This window comes from Microbacterium sp. KKR3/1 (genome assembly GCF_021272365.1).
In the GTDB taxonomy this organism is placed as follows: domain Bacteria; phylum Actinomycetota; class Actinomycetes; order Actinomycetales; family Microbacteriaceae; genus Microbacterium; species Microbacterium aurugineum.
Window position 1 is genome coordinate 1768752 of record NZ_JAJSDW010000001.1, and the last position, 16971, is coordinate 1785722.

Here is a 16971-nt window from a genome sequence, read left to right on the forward strand (position 1 = left end):
GAAGGAGACATCGATGACTTCTGCGAGCACCTCCACCGCCGCCACGCCTGCTCCGAAGCGCGCGCCGAAGGCCGAGGCTCCCGGGATGAGCGCGGGCGAGCGTGAACGACTCGACACCGCCGTCGACGACCTGCACGCCGGTGCACGCACGTGGTCAGCCCTCACGATCGCTCAACGCGTGACCCTGCTGCGCGCGGTGCGCACGAGCGTCGCCGCCACCGCCGAGGACTGGGCGAACACGGCCTCCGCCTCCAAGGGCCTCGACGGGGCGCATCCACTGCGGGGCGAAGAGTGGCTCAGCGGCCCCTACAGCGTGATCGGCGCGCTCGACGCCTACATCGCGACCCTCTCCCGCCTGGCGGAAGGCACCAACCCGCTCGACGGCATCACGATCGACCGCGCCCCGGGTGGGCGTACCCGGGTGCACGCCTTCCCCCTGACCGGGATCGACAGGTTCCTGCTGTCCGGCTTCACGGGCGAGGTCTGGCTGGAGCCCGGGATCACCCCGAACTCCGTGCGCGCATCCGCCGGCCTCGCGCAGCGCACTCCGACCGCGTCGGGTGGGGTCGGACTCGTGCTCGGCGCCGGCAACATCACCTCGATCCCTGTACTCGACGTGTTCTACGAACTGCTCGCCCACAACCGCACGGCGCTGCTGAAGGTGAACCCCACTCAGGACGCCCTCGTGCCGGTGTACAAGCGTGCGCTCGCGCCCCTCATCGAGCCGGGATTCCTGCGCATCGTGCGAGGCGGCCCGGCGGTCGGCGCCTTCCTCACCGACCACCCCGGACTCGCGCACGTGCACATCACCGGGTCCGCCGCGACGTTCGACGCCATCGTGTGGGGGCCGTCGAAGGGCGAGGGTGCCGCGGCCACGAAGCGCCGTCGCCGCGAGAACCGCCCGCGCTTGAAGAAGCCGATCACGGCCGAGCTCGGCGGCGTCTCACCGATCATCGTGGTGCCCGGCGCGTGGACGGAGGCCGACCTCACCTACCACGCCGAGCACATCGCGACCATGCGCCTGCAGAACTGCGGACACAACTGCATCGCAGGCCAAGTGGTGATCATGTCATCGGAGTGGGATCAAGCCGATGCGTTCCGAGCCGCGCTGCGCCGTGCATACGCCAACGCCCCCGAACGTCCGACCTGGTACCCGGGCTCCGCCTCGCGGATGGAGCTCGCATCCGACGCCTACCCTGACGCCCTCGTGCTGGGCGACCGGCTGCTCGTCGAGATCGACGCCGACGACGACGCGACCGCGCTGGAGACCACCGAGTACTTCGCCCCGGTGCTGGGAGTCGTGACCGTGCCGGGCACCGGCCAGGACTTCCTGGATGCCGCTGTCGCCCATGCGAACGACAGGCTGGAGGGCACCCTCGGCGCGAACCTGCTGATCGACCCTGCAACGGAGAAGTCGCTCGGTGCCGGATTCGAACGGGCCATCGCCGCGCTCCACTACGGCTCCATCGCCATCAACAGCTGGACGGCATTCGCATTCATCACCCCGACACTCACCTGGGGCGCGTTTCCGGGCGGCACGATCGACGAGGTCGGCAGCGGCCTGGGGGTCGTGCACAACGCGCTCCTGCTCGACGGGGTCGAGCGCTCCGTGCTCCGCGGACCGTTCCGCCCCCTCCCGCGCTCACTACCGATCGCGAACGGCGGTGGACGGTTCACGATCCTGCCGAAGCCGCCGTGGTTCGTCTCCGCGCGCACCGGTGCGGCCGTCAGCGAAGGACTGACCCGCTACCGGGTCGACGGCAGTCTCCTGGGGCTCGTGAAGACCTTGACGAAGGCTCTCCGAGCCTGACGATCAGCGCGCAACGAGCCTGACGGTCAGCGCGAAGCGAAGGAGAACTCATGGAATGAAGGAGCCGGTCGCGCATCCACTCCTTCGTTCCATGAGATCTCCTTCACGTCGTGCGGCTCGCTCGGGCGAATCGGTCGGTCGCCGCACGCAGTGCCCTCTGCGTGCCGGGCTCGGTCGCCGCATGACCGGCATCGTCGACCACGATGAACTCCGCCTCGGGCCACGCCCGGTGCAGATCCCACGCCGTCATCATCGGGGTCGCGACGTCGTGTCGACCCTGCACGATGACCGCGGGGATGTGGCGGATGGCGTCGACGTCGGCGATCAGCTGCCCCTCGTCCCACCACCCGCGATGGACGAAGAAGTGGTTCTCGATGCGGGCGAACGCGGTGGCCTTCTGCGGATCGGACAGGGCGGCGATCTGCGCGGGATCCGGTGTGAGCGTCACGGTCGCCGCCTCCCAGGTCGACCAGGCGATCGCGGCGGGCACGTGCACCGCCGGGTCGGGGTCGAAGAGTCGGCGGTGGTATGCCTCGATCAGGTGCGAGCGCTCCAGGATCGGGATCTGCGCGAGGAAGCTCTCCCAGAGGTCCGGGAAGAGGGCCGCTGCCCCGCCCTCGTAGAACCACTCGAGCTCCTCGCGACGCAGCGTGAAGATCCCGCGGAGCACGAGTTCGGTCACCGCAGACGGATGTGCCTGCGCATAGGCGAGTGCGAGGGCGCTCCCCCACGACCCGCCGAACACCTGCCACTTGTCGATGCCGAGGTTCTTGCGCAGCAGCTCGATGTCGGCGATCAGGTGGGCGGTGGTGATGTGACGGAAGTCGGCATCGGGAGCACTCGCGTGCGGTGTGCTGCGCCCGCACCCCCGCTGATCGAACAGCACGATGCGATAGGCCTCCGGGTCGAAGAACCGCCGCTGCCAGGGCGAGGTTCCACTTCCGGGGCCGCCGTGCAGGAAGACCACCGGCTTGCCGTCGGGGTTGCCGCTGACCTCCCAGTACACGCGGTGACCGTCTCCGACGAGCATCTCCCCCGTGTCGTACGGTTCGATCGGTGGATACAGTGCGTCTGTCTTCGTCATCATCGGCCCCCCAGCCGGTCGTGCAGTACTGCCTCTTCCACCGTAACGGACCTGCCTCGCGGGTGCCCCTTTGCTAGAGGTCACCTTCGGCGAGGGTGAACACCTGGCCGCAGGCGCCCAGCCCGTTCTGGTACCCCTCGGCGAACCAGCGCTGACGCTGATCACTGGAGCCGTGCGTCCAGCTCTCCGGGTTCACGAAACCGGACTGCGCCTGGATGTTGTCGTCACCGACCGCTGCCGCCGCGTTCAGGGCGTCGACCCGTTGCGCCTCGGTGGTCGGCTTCAGGTACGGGACACCCTTGCTGTCGGTCTCCTCCGAGATCCGGCCGATCCAGGCCCCGGCGTAGCAATCCGCCTGCAGTTCCATCCGCACCCCGTTGCTGCCCGGGCCCGTCCCGTTGTTCGGGTAGCGGTCCATGTCGCCCGTGATGTTCTGGATGTGGTGGCCCCACTCGTGCCCGACGATGTAAAGCTGCGCAAGGTCACCGGCGGACGCCCCGAACTGCTGCTGCATGAGCTGGAAGAACGTGGGGTCCACGTAGACCCCCTCCTCAGGCGGGCAGTAGAACGGTCCGACGGCGTTGGACGCCGTACCGCACTGCGTGGGCGTGGAGCCGTCGACCACGACCATCTGCGGGGCGCGATACCCGTCGACGTTCTCCGCCCAGAAGTCATCGAGCGCGAGCTGCGCGCCGGCCATCCGGCAGTCGATGTCCGCGTTCGCATCCGCGCCGGTGTCGCAGTTCTCGATGACCGATCCCCCGACGGGCTCGCCACTCCCGCTCGGCGCCCCACCCCCGAGCAGCCCGGTCAGGTCGATGCCGAGGAGGGGGCCCGCGATGAGCGCGATGATGCCGAGCACGCCCACTCCCGCACCCCCGGCGATGGCTGCGGTGCGACCGCGTCGACGGGTCGTGTTGCCCGAAATGTCGGCGTCGGGATTGAAGGTCATGCGACGAGGGTACTCCGAGGGACGACCGGCGTGATCGGACGTATGCTCGGGGCATGACGACCACGATCACCCTCACCGGCGCCGGCGGCCAGATCGGCTACGCACTGCTGTTCCGCATCGCGGCGGGCGACCTGCTCGGACCGGACGAGAAGGTACGGCTCCGCCTGTTGGAGATCCCGCAGGGACTCGGTGCCGCGGAGGGCGCCGCACTGGAGCTGCAGGACGGCGCGTTCGGCTTGCTCGAACACGTCGAGGTGACCGATGACGCCGCGGTGGGCTTCGACGGGTGCGACCTCGCCCTGCTCGTGGGGGCCCGCCCCCGCGGGCCCGGGATGGAGCGCGCCGACCTGCTCGCCGCCAATGCCGGCATCTTCGGCCCGCAGGGCTCGGCCATCGCGGCGAACGCGGCGGCGGGAGTGCGCGTCACGGTGGTCGGGAACCCCGCCAACACCAACGCCCTGATCGCGGCCGCGTCGGCGGACGGCGTACCCGCCGAGCGCTTCACCGCCCTGACGCGACTCGACGAGAACCGCGCGCGGGCCCAGCTCGCGCAGACCCTCGGCACCCCGGTACACACCGTGCGCCGCGTACCGATCTGGGGCAACCACTCCGCGACGCAGTTCCCCGACATCTCGCACGCCACGGTCGCCGGCCGTCCGGTGGCGCCGGCTCTGGAACAGATCGTCGGTGACGTGCCGGCGTGGCTCGACGAAACGTTCATCCCGCGGGTGGCGAAGCGCGGAGCGGAGATCATCGCGGTGCGCGGTTCTTCGTCGGTGGCGTCGGCCGCGAACGCGACCATCGAGCACGTGCGCGACTGGGTCCGGGGCACCGACGACTGGACCTCGGCCGGCGTCGTCTCGCACGGCGAGTACGGCGTCCCGGAGGGTCTCGTCTCGTCCTTCCCCGTGCGCTCCGTCGACGGTGAATGGCGGATCGTCGAAGGGCTGGAGCTGAGTGAGTGGGCACGCGCGCGGATCGACGCGTCCGTCGCGGAACTGCTCCAGGAGCGAGAGACGGTGCAAGCCCTCGGTCTGTTGTGAATCCGGTCGCCGCGGCGCCGTCCGACAGGGCAGAATGGATGCCGGAGGTGCGCGATGAGCGAGACGATCGATCCCATGAAGGCGACTGCCGTCGATGAGGCGCTGACGAGCCCGCTGCACCTGCCTCATGATGCCGCGGCTTGCCCGAAGTGCTTCACCGAGTTGCAGCAGAACCGCAACTTCTGGACCGCACGCCCTGACGGCTCGCGCCTGGTCGGTCTCGTCGTCGCTCGGGAGGGCATGCCCTCGGTCGTCAAGCAGCGCGAAGACCTCACCCGCTTCGGCGTGCCGATCGAGGGGTTCCGTCACCCGGCACCCGACATCCTGGAGAGCTGGAACGACCGTCTCGCGCGTCTGATCGCGACTCTGACACACGGCGATGTGCTGGTCGTCGTGAACATCAAGGCTCTCGGCCGCGACGCCGAAGAGGGCGCCCGCACCGTCTCAGAACTGCGCCGCCACGGGATCATCGTGAAGGTCCTGGGCCACGACGCCCGGCACCTCGCGGACGCCGCACGCTGACACCACTGCGCGCGCAGACGCTACGGCGTCGCGGTGGGCTTCGGTGTCGGGCCGAAGGCCGGCTCTCCCGGAGTCACTCCGAAGAACAGCGGATCGCTCGGCGACTCCTCGCGCGGCAGATATCCCTCCGAAAGGTTCGCGTCACCGAACATCAGGTCGCCGAGCTCGTAGCGGTCACCGGGCCAGCACTTGGTCGTCGCCGTCACGAGCACGTTGCCGTTCGTGATGAACGTCACCGTCAACAACGAGAATTCGCCCTGCTCGCGCACGATCACATCGCTCGACTGCACCTCGCCCGACCCCAGGTCCATGCCATCGAACTCATAGCCCGCGTCCGTGAGGTACTTCTGCACAGCGGCGCTTTGCTCGGCGTGCTGCTCCGGATCCACTTCCGTCGATCGGGCGAGAGAGAACTTGTAAGAACCGTCCGGGCAGCCCGCCCCCGAAGGCTCCATGCCGAATGAGCCGCCCGGAGCCTCCCACGGACCGTCGAAGATCAGCCCCTGGACGCGGTTCGTGACGTCGCGGTAGTCGAGGTAGTGCTGCTTCGCCTGGGCGAAGAGCTCATCGCCGGTCGGGGTCGCCATGCCTTCTCCTTCGTTCGTGCACCCGGTGAGGACGAGCGCGAGCACCGCCATCACCGCGGTCATCTGCCAGCGCATCGCCATCCGCCCGCCCCTTGCTGCCCCTGCTCCCACGGCTCAGTTCCACGCCTGGCCATTGGCCGTGACAATACCAACCGGTGGCTGCCACTGGAGGAGCAAGGACTCTGGCCGCCGTCGGCGGGGTGACGACGAAGAGGGCCGACCACCTGGTCGACCCTCTCCGTGAAACCGTGCCGTTCGTCAGCTGCCCGCGAGCTGCTGATCCAGATCCTGGATCGCACGCATCATGCCCAGCAGCGACTCCGACATGTCGTTGATACCGTCGACCGCGGTCTTCAGACCCGTCGTCAACTCCGTGTACCCCTCACCGAACTTCCCCGACGCATGCTGCGTCTTGAAGTCCTCACCCAGAAGAGTGTCCACCTGACCCTTCAACGTGTCCAACTGACCCTGAATGTCATCACGAGCCTGCGACAGCGACGACGCCACCTGCTCCATCTCTGCATAAGACGCACCGAAATCGGCCATCGTCCACACCTCCGCAAATCGAAAGAACCGGGCCCCTCCGGCCCGAATGCCACCACCCTACGCGGCCCCCACGAACACCGTCGATGGGGACAACTCCCCCTCACCGAGCACGATCAGTGCACCACTTCGATCGAAGTGAAGAGCGTCGAGATATCGTGCCGCGCCTCGTGGAGCGCACCGCCGTCATCGACGAACACATCGAGCATGAGCAGCATCCGCGCCGTTCGTCCGAGAAGGCGCCTCAGCGCGATGGTCGTGTCGTCGACCGGGACGAGCAGCACACAGTCCAGGGCCGTGTCGAACGCGGTTCCCTCGACCTCGGTGATGTTCTGGACCATTCCTCCCGCGCCGAGGAAGACGAAGGAATCGAGGGGCTGCTCGTGGAGCGACTCGTCGAGTTCGACGGCCGTCAGATGCGCGACCACGACCGATCCGCCGATCGAGGGGAGCCACCAGAAACGCTCCCGCACGCCGGGAAGCGGCGGCTCGGCGCGCACGAGAGTGAGCGCGCTCTCGGCGATCGCCGTGCGGACGGCCGCAGGCGCGTCGGCAACTGCTCTGTCATCTGCGACCTCGGCGGCCCAGGAGACGTCATCGACGAAGTCTTTCCACGGGAACTCGAGCGGAAGTGTCAGCCAGGCGGCTTGGTCTGGCAGCACCCGGTAGCCGGTCACGCACGCCACCGGAACGTCTCGACGATCGTGTCGCTGAGCTCGATCAGACCCTGCACCAGATCAGGTGCCGTGTCCTCGAGCGTGGTGATGGAGGTCGAGACGATCATGCCGCGACGGTCACGCGGGTTCGGAAGCGCGATGCCGTAGTCGATCTGCCGCCCGATCACCTCCGCGAGCTCGTCTGTGCCGCGGCGCTCGCTCTCGGTTCGCAGAATCCGACCGATCGACGTGTCGAAAGCTTCGACGGCCCCCTTCGCCATGTCGCGGAACGCCGAGTCGAAGTCGGCTCCGGGACGAGCGACGTATTGGATCAGCGCGAATGACATCGGCAGAGGTGTCGAGTCGTCCCCCATCGCGTCCGGAAGGTAGACCGCACCGACACTCCGCGCCTGCATCTGCTTCCATTGCTGGCTGATCAGCATGCGCGCCTCGACATCGAGATCGGGGCGACCGAGCGCTCGAATCTGCGACGACATCCGCATGGTCAGGGCTTTTCGCCCCTCATCATCGATGAAGTACCGTGTCCACCCCGGCGGGAACAGGATGCTGAATCCGCCGGGCTCGTCTTCGGCCATCAGCTTTCCTGCCCGGGGGTCCAGATCGGGCGTCCTTCACTCTTACGAGCACGGTCATCCCGGACGGCGAAGATCAGCGCTGCGACCATCAGAAGCAATGTCGCGGCCACGTCGACTCCGGCCGCTGCCCACCGCAGCGTCGCCTCGGTCGCCTCATCCGAAGGCAGCATCCACGCGAACATCGCCGAGGACGCGGTGGCCGCACCCGTCGCCGCGAACGCTCCACCCACTCGACCGGAATCCTTCACACGCGCGGTGGCGAGAACAGCGACGGCCAGGATGAGACCGATGACGGACACAGCGAGAGACAACAGCCCTGGAAAAGAGAACACGGGGTAGTCGATAGCAACACCCCACATCGGCGCGCGACCTGCGGCGATCTGTCCTCCGGCGAGAAGCAGAGACCCGACCAGATAGGCGATCAGCGCCGCCGCCTGCATCATCCGCAGCAGGAGGTATATCGTCGTCATCCGCTTGTGCACGGAAGCCCGAGGGGAGGTCATGAGAGTCAAGCGTAGGCCTTTACCAGGGTGCCGTGATCGACCCGTAGACGTTCAGGCTCGTCGATCCGAGCCAGTTCACCGTGTTGAGCCGTGATACCAGGCTGGAGGGAAAGTGCGACGCAGTCGCCGCGATGAACTGCTGCACGGCCGGATTCGTCCCCCACTGCGAGTTGTGCATCGTCGTGAGGAATCGCTGCATCTGCTGCACCTCGGGGCCGCCGTTGACGATCGTCCGCAACGGGTTGACGAAGAGGCCCGGTCTGGGCAGGTTCGACATCGAACGGATAGGGGCTGCGAGCCACTGGAACGGCGTCGCCCAGGTGGACGGATGAAAGAGCCGCACGCGCGGCAGGCCCGCGCGGATCACCGAGGTGACGACACCCCGTCCGCCGCTGAGGACGGCACCGAGCGCAGGAACGCCCTTCGAGAGCACCCTCCCGATCCCGAACGGCAGCAGGCCGAGCGCGGCGAGCCCGACATCGCCCAGCGTCGCACGACCGTCGAGGTACTTGAGCGCCGTGAGACCGAGGCTGAGGAGGGTGAGTCCGAGGAGTACCCCCGCCAGCAGGCCAGTGAACGGGGCGCCGATGATCAGCGCGACGATCGTGAGAACGATCAGGACGACGGAGATGACGGTCAGGAGGTCGTCGACGAATCCCCAGAATCCGTCGCCGTTGTCGGCCGTGTCCATGGCCTTCTGCACGCCCTCCACGGCATCGTCATACGCATCGGACCACGCCCCGAAGACATGGTCGAAACTGCGCCACTGGGCGTCGCGATCCGCCTTCGCTCCGGTGAGCGAGGTGTTCGCCGCGTCGACAGCACCGGACGCTGCTTCCTTGTCGGCCTGTGTCGGCTCGTCCTCCCACGGCCACTGATGATCGATCGAGGCCTGGTTCCGGTCGGCGGTTTCCTTCTCATCGAGCGCGCTCTGATAGTCCCTCTCCGCGCGCTCGACCTCGTCGAGGTGAAGGTCGAGCCAGTTCTGCGCGGTCCTCAACGCATCCGCATAGGTGCGCAGCGCCGTGCCCGTCCCCTCGTAGCGCACCGCAGCATCCGACAGGTCACTCGACGACTCCCGCGCCATGTCGCCGAGTTTGTCCGTGCCTTTGCTCTTGTGCACGCTGGAGTCACCGATCTCGGTGAGCAGCACCGCGGTCTCGGACATCGTGGCGGCGAGCTTCACGAATCCGTCGCCGTCATCCCAGATCACGGTCGGGTTCCCCTCGAGCGGTCGCAGTTCGTGCTGCGTGAACGGAGACCTCATCGTGGAGTGGCCTTTCCTACCGAGACGTCTGCGGTGCTCGTCGGGTTCTCGAATCCGTTCGCGGTCTCGGAGTCCCATTGCTCCCAACCATCGATGATCCCGGTCAGCTGCTTGAGGATCTCGTCGAGGTTCTTCTGCAGCTTGCCGCGGTTCGACTTCCAGTCGTCCTCGAAGTCGGAGACCTTCTGCCGCAGCTCGGAACGTCCGTCCGGCTTTCCGACGGCGCTCTCCAGCGCATCGTTGGTCTGAGCCGCCGATTCGAAGGCATCGACCGAGGATGTCAGGCCGGTCTTCGTCAGTCGGAGCCGGTCCAGATCGAGCATGATGTCCATCGCGAACGTCCTCTCCAGCGGGGGTGGTGAGAAGGAGCCGACGGATCCCGTCGACCCCTTCCCGAGACCGTGTGTCAGCTACCGGCGAGCTGCTGATCCAGATCCTGGATCGCACGCATCATGCCCAGCAGCGACTCCGACATGTCATTGATACCGTCGACCGCGGTCTTCAGACCCGTCGTCAACTCCGTGTACCCCTCACCGAACTTCCCCGACGCATGCTGCGTCTTGAAGTCCTCACCCAGAAGAGTGTCCACCTGACCCTTCAACGTGTCCAACTGACCCTGAATGTCATCACGAGCCTGCGACAGCGACGACGCCACCTGCTCCATCTCTGCATAAGACGCACCGAAATCGGCCATCGTCCACACCTCCGCAAATCGAAAGAACCGGACCCCTCCGGCCCGAATAACACCACCCTATGGAAATATCCGCGCCCCCGTCGATGGGGACAACTCCCCATCGACGACCGCGGCCGTCGCCTACCCCTCGACGAGCGGCAGCTGCACCGTGACCTGGCGTCCGGCCTGCACGAAGATGCCTCGTCCCTCGGGGAAGTCGGTGCGCTTCACCTTCGGGAACGGCACCTTGAACACCGCGTCGCCGTCGAAGGAATCGGGCTTGAGGATGATGCCCTTGCGCCCGGCCTTGAAGTCGCCGATGAATCCGAAGCCGCTCGTGACCTGCGTGACGTCGGCGTCGCCGATGAGCAGGTGGTCGCTGCGGTTGATCGCCTGGAAGAGGGCCTTCATCTCGCGCTCGGCCGGGCTGTCGGCGAACTGCGGCACGTCCTCGACCACGATCAGCACCCTCGTCGGGAGGGAGTCGTCGGCGATCAGCTCGGTGATCTCCTTGGCGAGCTCCTTCGCATCGTCCGGCGTCACGGCGCTGCGTGTCCAGCTCGCGTAGTCCTTCAGCTGGGCGCGGCGTCCGCCGAAGTGGAACAGCACGGTGGACGGATCGAGCCTGCGCATCGACGTGATGAGCGACTTCAGGGCGTTGGTCTTGCCCGAAGACGGCGGTCCCGCGACGACGAACGTGCCCACCGGGTCGAAGTCGCGCGCCGCCAGGGTGTCCTCCGCGACCCCGAGTGCCGGGAACTCGCCGAGGCGATCGGGCAGATCGCGCACAGACAGACGGGTGGGCAGCGCGCCGATCTCCGGCACCTCCCTCGCTCCGGCGGCACGGAGCCTCTCGGCGAGACCCTCGAGCAGCTTGGTCTGCTCCGCCACATTCGGAGTCCCGCCCAGCGTCGCGATCTGCGTCTCGCGGCCGTCGATGATGGCGCGTCCCGGGGCCGACCGCTCGTCGAGCACGTCTTTCGGCGCGTTCAGCATCGCGTACCCGGACTCGTCCGAGAGACGCAGGACCACGCGCCGCGACACGTTGGCGCTCACCGCCGTCGGAACCGAGCCCGAGCGGTCGGCGCTCGCGACGACGTGCACGCCGAGCGGGCGGCCCTCGCCGAGGATGCGCATGAAGATCTGATAGAAGGGCATCCGCGCCGTCGTCGACTCCCACTCCCCTCGGAACTGCGGGAAGCCGTCGATGAGCAGGACGATGCGTGCCTCGTCCTGCCCGGTGAGCTCCCGGTACTCCGTGAGGCTGGAAGCGTTGGCGGCACTGAAACGCTTGCCACGGTCGTCGAGCACCGCGGCCAGCGAACGCAGCACACGCTGCACGCGCTCGGAGTCGTCGCCCGAGATGATCGAGCCGACGTGCGGCAGCATCTCCAGGCTCTTGAGCGAACCGGACCCGAAGTCGAGCCCGTACACCTCGACGTTCGAACGAGCGGGATCGAAACCCGCCGCGATCGCGATCGTGCGCAGCACCGTCGACTTGCCCGAACCGCTCGTCCCGTAGACGAGCAGCGAACCGTCCTTGTCGGGGTGGAAGTAGGCCGGCTCCTGAAGCTGCCGTTCCGGGACATCCATCTTGCCGAGCAGCACCTGCCCGTCGCCGAGCACCGGGAGGTCGCGCAGGTCGACCGCGCCCTCGAGGTCGTCGAGCCACGGCCGTCGGGGCGCGGGGATACGGGCCTCGCGCGCCGCATTCACGAGCGTCGCCACGATGCGCTTCTGGTCGTTGGGTCCGAGATCCTCGTCGTGCGAATCGGACTCCGGCGCCTGCTCGGCTTCCCAGGTCTGGATGGACCCGAAACGGAGCTCGGCGACCTTGACCTCGGCGACCTGGGCCTCGTCCGTGGTCCATCCGCCGGCGTACGCGGACTGGAACGGCACGAGTCGCCCCGGACCGGTCTTCGCGATGCCTCGTCCCGGCAGCGAGGGCGGGAAGGTCGCCGCCACCGGGTCGTCGACGACGTCCTTGGAGTCGGACTCGTCAGCCATCCGCAGCGCGACGCGCAGGTTCGTGTTGGCGCGGAGGTTGTCCTTGATGACACCGGCGGGCCGCTGCGTCGCCATGATCAGGTGGATGCCGAGGGACCGTCCGCGCTGGGCGATGTCGACCACCCCGTCGACGAACTCCGGCACCTCCCCGGCGAGCGCCGCGAACTCGTCGATCACCAGCACCAGCGCGGGCGGGGTCTCGGGGTCGCGTCGCTTCTCGAGCTCGAGGAGGTCTTTGGCCTTCTTGCGGTTGAAGAGGTGCTCGCGATGGTGCAGCTCGGCCCGCAGGCTCGTGAGCGCGCGGCGCACGAGGTGCGGGCTCAGATCGGTGACGAGGCCGACGGTGTGGGGCAGGTCGACGCAGTCCGCGAAAGCCGAGCCACCCTTGTAATCGACGAACAGGAACGTGACCCGGTCGGGGCTGTGAGCGGCCGCCATGCCGAGCACCCAGGCCTGCAGGAACTCGCTCTTGCCGGCACCGGTCGTCCCGCCGACCAGGGCGTGCGGCCCCTGGGTGCGCAGGTCGAGGGTCATCGCGTCGGTCTGCGACTGACCGATGATGGCGCGCAGGTTGCCTGCCTTCTTGAGCCGCGACTGCGGAGCACCGGAACGGTCGATGATGGTGTTGTTCTGCCGCCAGCGATCGATCACCGCGCTGGCATCCTCAGCGACCTCGGTGCCCACGAGCGAGAGGAAGCTGACCGAGTTCGGGATGTCGGAGGAGTCCTCGATCACCGTGCTGGAATCGACGACCGGCGCCAGGCGCTTGGCGAACATCGTCATGTAGGCGTGCGAGACACCCTCGACCTGCACCCCGCGGTAGTCCACGCCGCTGCGGACGGTGCCGACCACGGCATCGGAGAGCCCGGCGCTCACGTCGACGAACGTGCGGCACGCCGCGGGCAGTGCCTCGACGACCGGAGCGACGAACAGGGCGTAGACGCCGACGTCGGCGCCGCGTTCCAGGATCTGGGTCAGTCTGGCCCGGTCGACGGGGGCGTCATTCGTGATGATCACCAGGATGGCCGTCTGGCCGGGGAAGGTCGCCTCCTCGGCCGCGCGCTTGACGTCGGTGCCGTATCGCATCGGGTCCCAGTCGGCTCCGTACGGGGGCCGTGCAGACTTCGACTCCCGCGAGCGGCGCAGGACGATCTCCTCGAGACCGCTGAGCAGGGCCGTCCCGGTCGAGGCGGAATCCGCGAGCGGCATCTCCTTGAACGGGTTCCGCTCGCTGGAGGTGTGGGGGAGCCACTTGAGCCAGTCGAGCTCGTTCGCCCACCCCGGTTCGGTCAGCGCCACGGTGACGAGCTCGTTCGGGGAGTGCGTGCCGAACAGTTGGACGGCGATCCCCCGCAGCGCATCGCTGGCCAGCGATGTGGGACCGGCGACACCGACCGAGCCCACACTTTGGAGAGATTCCAGGATGGGGACGTTGTCGATCATCCGGTACCGCTCCTCCAGGCGATCGACGCGTTCGACGTATTCGACGAGCGCCTCCGGGGTCTCGGTGCGCTTGATGCGCGTGCGCGCTTCGGTCTCGCAGACCCCGAGACGCATCGCGAGGAAGTTCCAGTGCTCCGGTCGCCGCGTCCACAGCAGGGGACCGAGACGCATGGCCTCATCGAACACCACGGCGACGGCGGGGACCTCGTTCTGCCGTACCTCGCGCTCCTTCGGACGCGAGTGGTACAGCGTCTCCTCCAGCCGCTCGAACTGCTCCTCGAACGACTCGGCCTCCTTGCGAAGCCGCTGACCGATGTTGGTCTTCTGCGAGATGAAGTTGCCGAACATCATCATCGGCGACGCAGCCGCGATGAGCAGCGACGCCGGACGCTGCGTGATGCTGAACATCGTCACGGCCAGGAGGATCGGCGCGACGAGCATGGGCCAGGGGAACAGCCGCGACGGCTGGTCGCGGGGATAGCGCGGCTCATCGAGATCCTCCCCGGTGTACCGCTCCTCGACACGGGGGCTGCGGTTGAACATGAGCGCTCCCCCGCGCTCGAGCACCGGGTCACCCGTGGCTGAGCCGTCGAAGTCACTCACCATGTGCACGACGAACTCGCAGTCCCCGAGCACGAAGCTCTGCCCGGGGATCACACGGAGACGCTGCACGAGCCCGCCGTCGACGAGGATTCCGTTCGCCGAGTTCAAGTCGACCAGCTCGACGAACGTCGCGGCGACCTCGATCCTGGCGTGCCGCTTCGAGACGAGCGGATCAGCGATAGTGACGTCGTTCGCGGCGTCGCGTCCGATCAGGAAGTGACCGATCGGCAGCGGGAACTCCTGCCCGACCGCCGGGCCGGAGACCACCCGGAGGACGGCGGCGGGGCGCGCACCCACGGTGCCTGCGGCGGCACGGTTCGGGCCGACGTTGACCACCTCGGCGAGGAAGCCGGAGCCGAGCGGGGCGTCGCCGACGAGCAGGTCGGGATTGAGCATCGTGAGCTGCTCGCTCGTCGGAGGGGCGACGGAGAGCGTGAGCACGTCGGTCGGCGTCGCGACGATGCTGCGCGCCGGGTCGGTGGTGGCGATCTGGCGCGCGACATCGGCGATGGTCGCCGTCGAGTCCGCCATCACGACGACGTCGGTCAGGGGTGCTGCGGGTCGACGCAGGGTCAGCTTGACTCTCATCGCTCGTCCTCACCGCGCCGGGGGCGCATCTCACTTCTCCGGGTCATACCCACTCCACCTGCAGGAACCGATCGCCGAAGCGCACCGTGTCCCCGGTCCGCAGCTCGGCCGGGTGTCCGGCGGCCAGCGCGGTCTCGACACCGTCTCGGACGATCGCGCTGCCGTTGGTCGACGCGCGATCGACGATGAACACGCCCCGTCGAGCCGGCATCACCGCGATGTGCGTCTTGGACACCGAACGCGTGTCGTCGACGACCGGGACCAGGAGCGCTTCGCCCTCGCCGGCTGCCGCACTCGGCGACCTCCCGAACAGCGTGGTGCCGCGCACCTCGACGCGCTCACCGGTGTCGAGCACGAGAATCGCCCGCACTCCGACGGGAACGTTCGGAGCATCGGCGGGAACCGCCGACACATCGGCGGGAACGGCGGCGGGATCAGGGACCGGCGGCTCGGGGGCAGGAACCGGCTGTGCTGCGGGTGCGGGCGCGGGTGGCATCACGGGCGCGGGCAACGCCGCGGGAGCCGGCGGTGCGAACGAAGCCGGGGGCGCGGTGCCGGTGGCCAGGGAGGGCGGTGTCGACGACACGAGGGAGCCCGGGGCCGAGGTCTCCGGCCGCTCAGGGGCAGGGCCCGCGGCGGACCGGTGCGCGCCGATGACGCCGCCGGAGAGGCGCGCGCTCGGGACGTACTCGGCCGGAGCATCCCGGTGCACCGGGGTGGCGAGCGACGGGAGGGGTGCCTTCTCCTCGTGCTCGGGCGTCTTCACGCGCTTGCGCGCGATACGCATCCGCTTCTGGTCATAGGGGTTCAGTCCGCCGCGCACGTCCACGAACCAGGTCGCGGCGGCGAGGTCGAGCCATCCGCGTCCTCGCCGCTCGATGTCGAAGAGCGGGGAGAGCATGATCACCAGTACCGGCCCGATGAGCGGAACGAGAAGCGAGGCGTACGCGACGAGGTAGCGCACGACAGCGCCGCGCCAGAAGCCGGGACGCTCGAGAGTCCGGACGTTCACGGAACGGATGCCGCAGATCGCCTTGCCGAGCGTCACCCCCTTGCGGCCATGCAGGACGAGCTGGACGACGAGGTAAGCGATCATGAGACCTTGGGACACCGCAGCGGCCACGATGAGCCACACCAGATCCCCCCGCGCGAAGAACTCCTCCGCGTCGAACCGTCCTGACGCCGCCTGCGCGAGCACCGGCGTCAGCGCGATGAGGGCCGGGAGGGCGATGACGACCGCCACCGTCCACTCGATCAGGGCAGCGAGCACACGCGCACCCCGTCCGGCGGGGCGCAGGCCGAGAGCCTCCGCGTACGCGGGGTCCGGGCGTCCGTGCGCGTCGAGTCCTTCGACCTCGGGCGCGCGGTCGTCGATCTCCCAGATCACTCCTGCTCTCCCTCGACGTCGTCGATGGAATGCTCGGTGTCGAGCAACGGCAGGTCGCTCTTGCCGACCAGGCGCGAGGCGATCACATGCTCGACCAGGCGTGCGCGCCTGTTGGTCGCGAAGCTGCGTTGCCCGCCGCGCATGCCGGGCACGCCGATCCGGTCGAACTTGTCGCAGACGTTGTCGAGCTTGCGGTTGAACCGGGTGACCGTCCAGCCCAGCCGCTCCGCCGCCTTCGCCGAGGTCGGGATCTCACTCATCCCGGTGCCGTCCCTGCGCAACTGGGGTTCGGCGAGCGCCAGGATGAGCAGCTTCTGGCTGAGGGTCAGCGGAACGTCGCCGATCGTGGACGCCCCGTCGTCGTCGTGCTCGCGCCTGGTCGCGCGAAACGTCGGCTCCGCTGCATGCAAGGTGAGCTCGTAGGTGGTCGGCCCCGCACTGAAGACGATCGTCGTCTTCTCGAAGACGAGTGGGAGCCGAGCACCCGGCGCCAGCCACGCCTGCACGCCACCCGCCGAGTCCGTCACCGTCGCGGTGAGCCGGGTACCGACGTTCGACAGCCACCACAGCCCGTCGGAGTCGGTGATCTCCAGGAAGTGCCGATGCAGGAACAGATTGTCGTCGAGCTCGAGGTCGCCCTCGCGTCCCACGATGAATCGATCGCCACGGCTCACGCGGAAGTACTCCCCCGCGAACTCGACGGTCAC

General features: G+C 68.2%; 16 protein-coding genes. 3 read left to right on the forward strand and 13 right to left on the reverse strand.

Annotated features, from left to right (window positions below):
* Nucleotides 1-13 precede the first annotated feature (13 nt).
* On the forward strand, nt 14-1810 hold the full coding sequence (locus LVJ59_RS08535) for an aldehyde dehydrogenase family protein (RefSeq protein WP_232762676.1): 1797 nt from the start codon (nt 14-16) through the stop codon (nt 1808-1810).
* Between the two features lie 103 nt (nt 1811-1913).
* Here the strand turns inward: LVJ59_RS08535 and pip are convergent, their stop codons facing one another.
* Nucleotides 1914-2897, reverse strand: coding sequence for a prolyl aminopeptidase (gene pip / locus LVJ59_RS08540; RefSeq protein ID WP_232762677.1), 984 nt, complete (start codon nt 2895-2897; stop codon nt 1914-1916).
* Nucleotides 2898-2967: 70 nt separating this feature from the next.
* Nucleotides 2968-3846 (reverse strand): neutral zinc metallopeptidase, encoded by an 879-nt coding sequence (locus LVJ59_RS08545; protein WP_232762678.1) that lies wholly within the window; start codon nt 3844-3846, stop codon nt 2968-2970.
* A gap of 53 nt (nt 3847-3899) precedes the next feature.
* On the opposite strand from LVJ59_RS08545, the gene LVJ59_RS08550 reads away from it, so the two are divergent.
* Together LVJ59_RS08550 and LVJ59_RS08555 are read left to right on the forward strand one after the other, a co-directional pair.
* The gene (locus tag LVJ59_RS08550) at nt 3900-4889 is read left to right on the forward strand and encodes a malate dehydrogenase (RefSeq protein ID WP_232762679.1); all 990 of its coding nucleotides are present in this window, start codon (nt 3900-3902) and stop codon (nt 4887-4889) included.
* A 54-nt stretch (nt 4890-4943) separates the two neighbouring features.
* Nucleotides 4944-5411, forward strand: coding sequence for a recombinase family protein (locus tag LVJ59_RS08555; protein ID WP_232762680.1), 468 nt, complete (start codon nt 4944-4946; stop codon nt 5409-5411).
* Between the two features lie 20 nt (nt 5412-5431).
* Here LVJ59_RS08555 and LVJ59_RS08560 read toward each other — a convergent pair whose 3' ends face one another.
* From LVJ59_RS08560 to LVJ59_RS08610, 11 genes are all read right to left on the reverse strand, one after another.
* A complete protein-coding gene (locus tag LVJ59_RS08560; protein ID WP_232762681.1) occupies nt 5432-6079 on the reverse strand; it encodes a hypothetical protein in 648 nt (215 codons plus the stop codon).
* Nucleotides 6080-6256: 177 nt separating this feature from the next.
* Nucleotides 6257-6544 carry a WXG100 family type VII secretion target gene (locus tag LVJ59_RS08565; RefSeq protein ID WP_028501988.1) on the reverse strand — a complete coding sequence of 96 codons (288 nt, stop codon included), beginning with the start codon at nt 6542-6544 and terminating at the stop codon, nt 6257-6259.
* A gap of 113 nt (nt 6545-6657) precedes the next feature.
* The gene (locus tag LVJ59_RS08570) at nt 6658-7218 is read right to left on the reverse strand and encodes a hypothetical protein (protein ID WP_232762682.1); all 561 of its coding nucleotides are present in this window, start codon (nt 7216-7218) and stop codon (nt 6658-6660) included.
* The gene (locus LVJ59_RS08575) at nt 7215-7793 is read right to left on the reverse strand and encodes a hypothetical protein (protein WP_232762683.1); all 579 of its coding nucleotides are present in this window, start codon (nt 7791-7793) and stop codon (nt 7215-7217) included. The genes LVJ59_RS08570 and LVJ59_RS08575 overlap by 4 nt, the downstream gene beginning before the upstream one ends.
* Nucleotides 7793-8296 carry a hypothetical protein gene (locus LVJ59_RS08580; RefSeq protein WP_232762684.1) on the reverse strand — a complete coding sequence of 168 codons (504 nt, stop codon included), beginning with the start codon at nt 8294-8296 and terminating at the stop codon, nt 7793-7795. Before LVJ59_RS08580 ends, LVJ59_RS08575 begins: the two co-directional genes overlap by 1 nt.
* A gap of 19 nt (nt 8297-8315) precedes the next feature.
* Nucleotides 8316-9563 carry a hypothetical protein gene (locus tag LVJ59_RS08585; RefSeq protein WP_232762685.1) on the reverse strand — a complete coding sequence of 416 codons (1248 nt, stop codon included), beginning with the start codon at nt 9561-9563 and terminating at the stop codon, nt 8316-8318.
* Nucleotides 9560-9895, reverse strand: a complete 336-nt coding sequence (locus tag LVJ59_RS08590) for a hypothetical protein (RefSeq protein WP_046746675.1) — start codon at nt 9893-9895, stop codon at nt 9560-9562. Before LVJ59_RS08590 ends, LVJ59_RS08585 begins: the two co-directional genes overlap by 4 nt.
* 74 nt (nt 9896-9969) lie before the next feature.
* A complete protein-coding gene (locus LVJ59_RS08595) occupies nt 9970-10257 on the reverse strand; it encodes a WXG100 family type VII secretion target (protein ID WP_028501988.1) in 288 nt (95 codons plus the stop codon).
* Nucleotides 10258-10377: 120 nt separating this feature from the next.
* Entirely contained in the window at nt 10378-14877 is a 4500-nt protein-coding gene (locus LVJ59_RS08600) for an FtsK/SpoIIIE domain-containing protein (protein ID WP_232762686.1), read from the reverse strand.
* Nucleotides 14878-14920: 43 nt separating this feature from the next.
* Nucleotides 14921-16264 carry an RDD family protein gene (locus LVJ59_RS08605; protein ID WP_232762687.1) on the reverse strand — a complete coding sequence of 448 codons (1344 nt, stop codon included), beginning with the start codon at nt 16262-16264 and terminating at the stop codon, nt 14921-14923.
* Nucleotides 16261-16971, reverse strand: a complete 711-nt coding sequence (locus tag LVJ59_RS08610) for a hypothetical protein (RefSeq protein ID WP_374199055.1) — start codon at nt 16969-16971, stop codon at nt 16261-16263. Before LVJ59_RS08610 ends, LVJ59_RS08605 begins: the two co-directional genes overlap by 4 nt.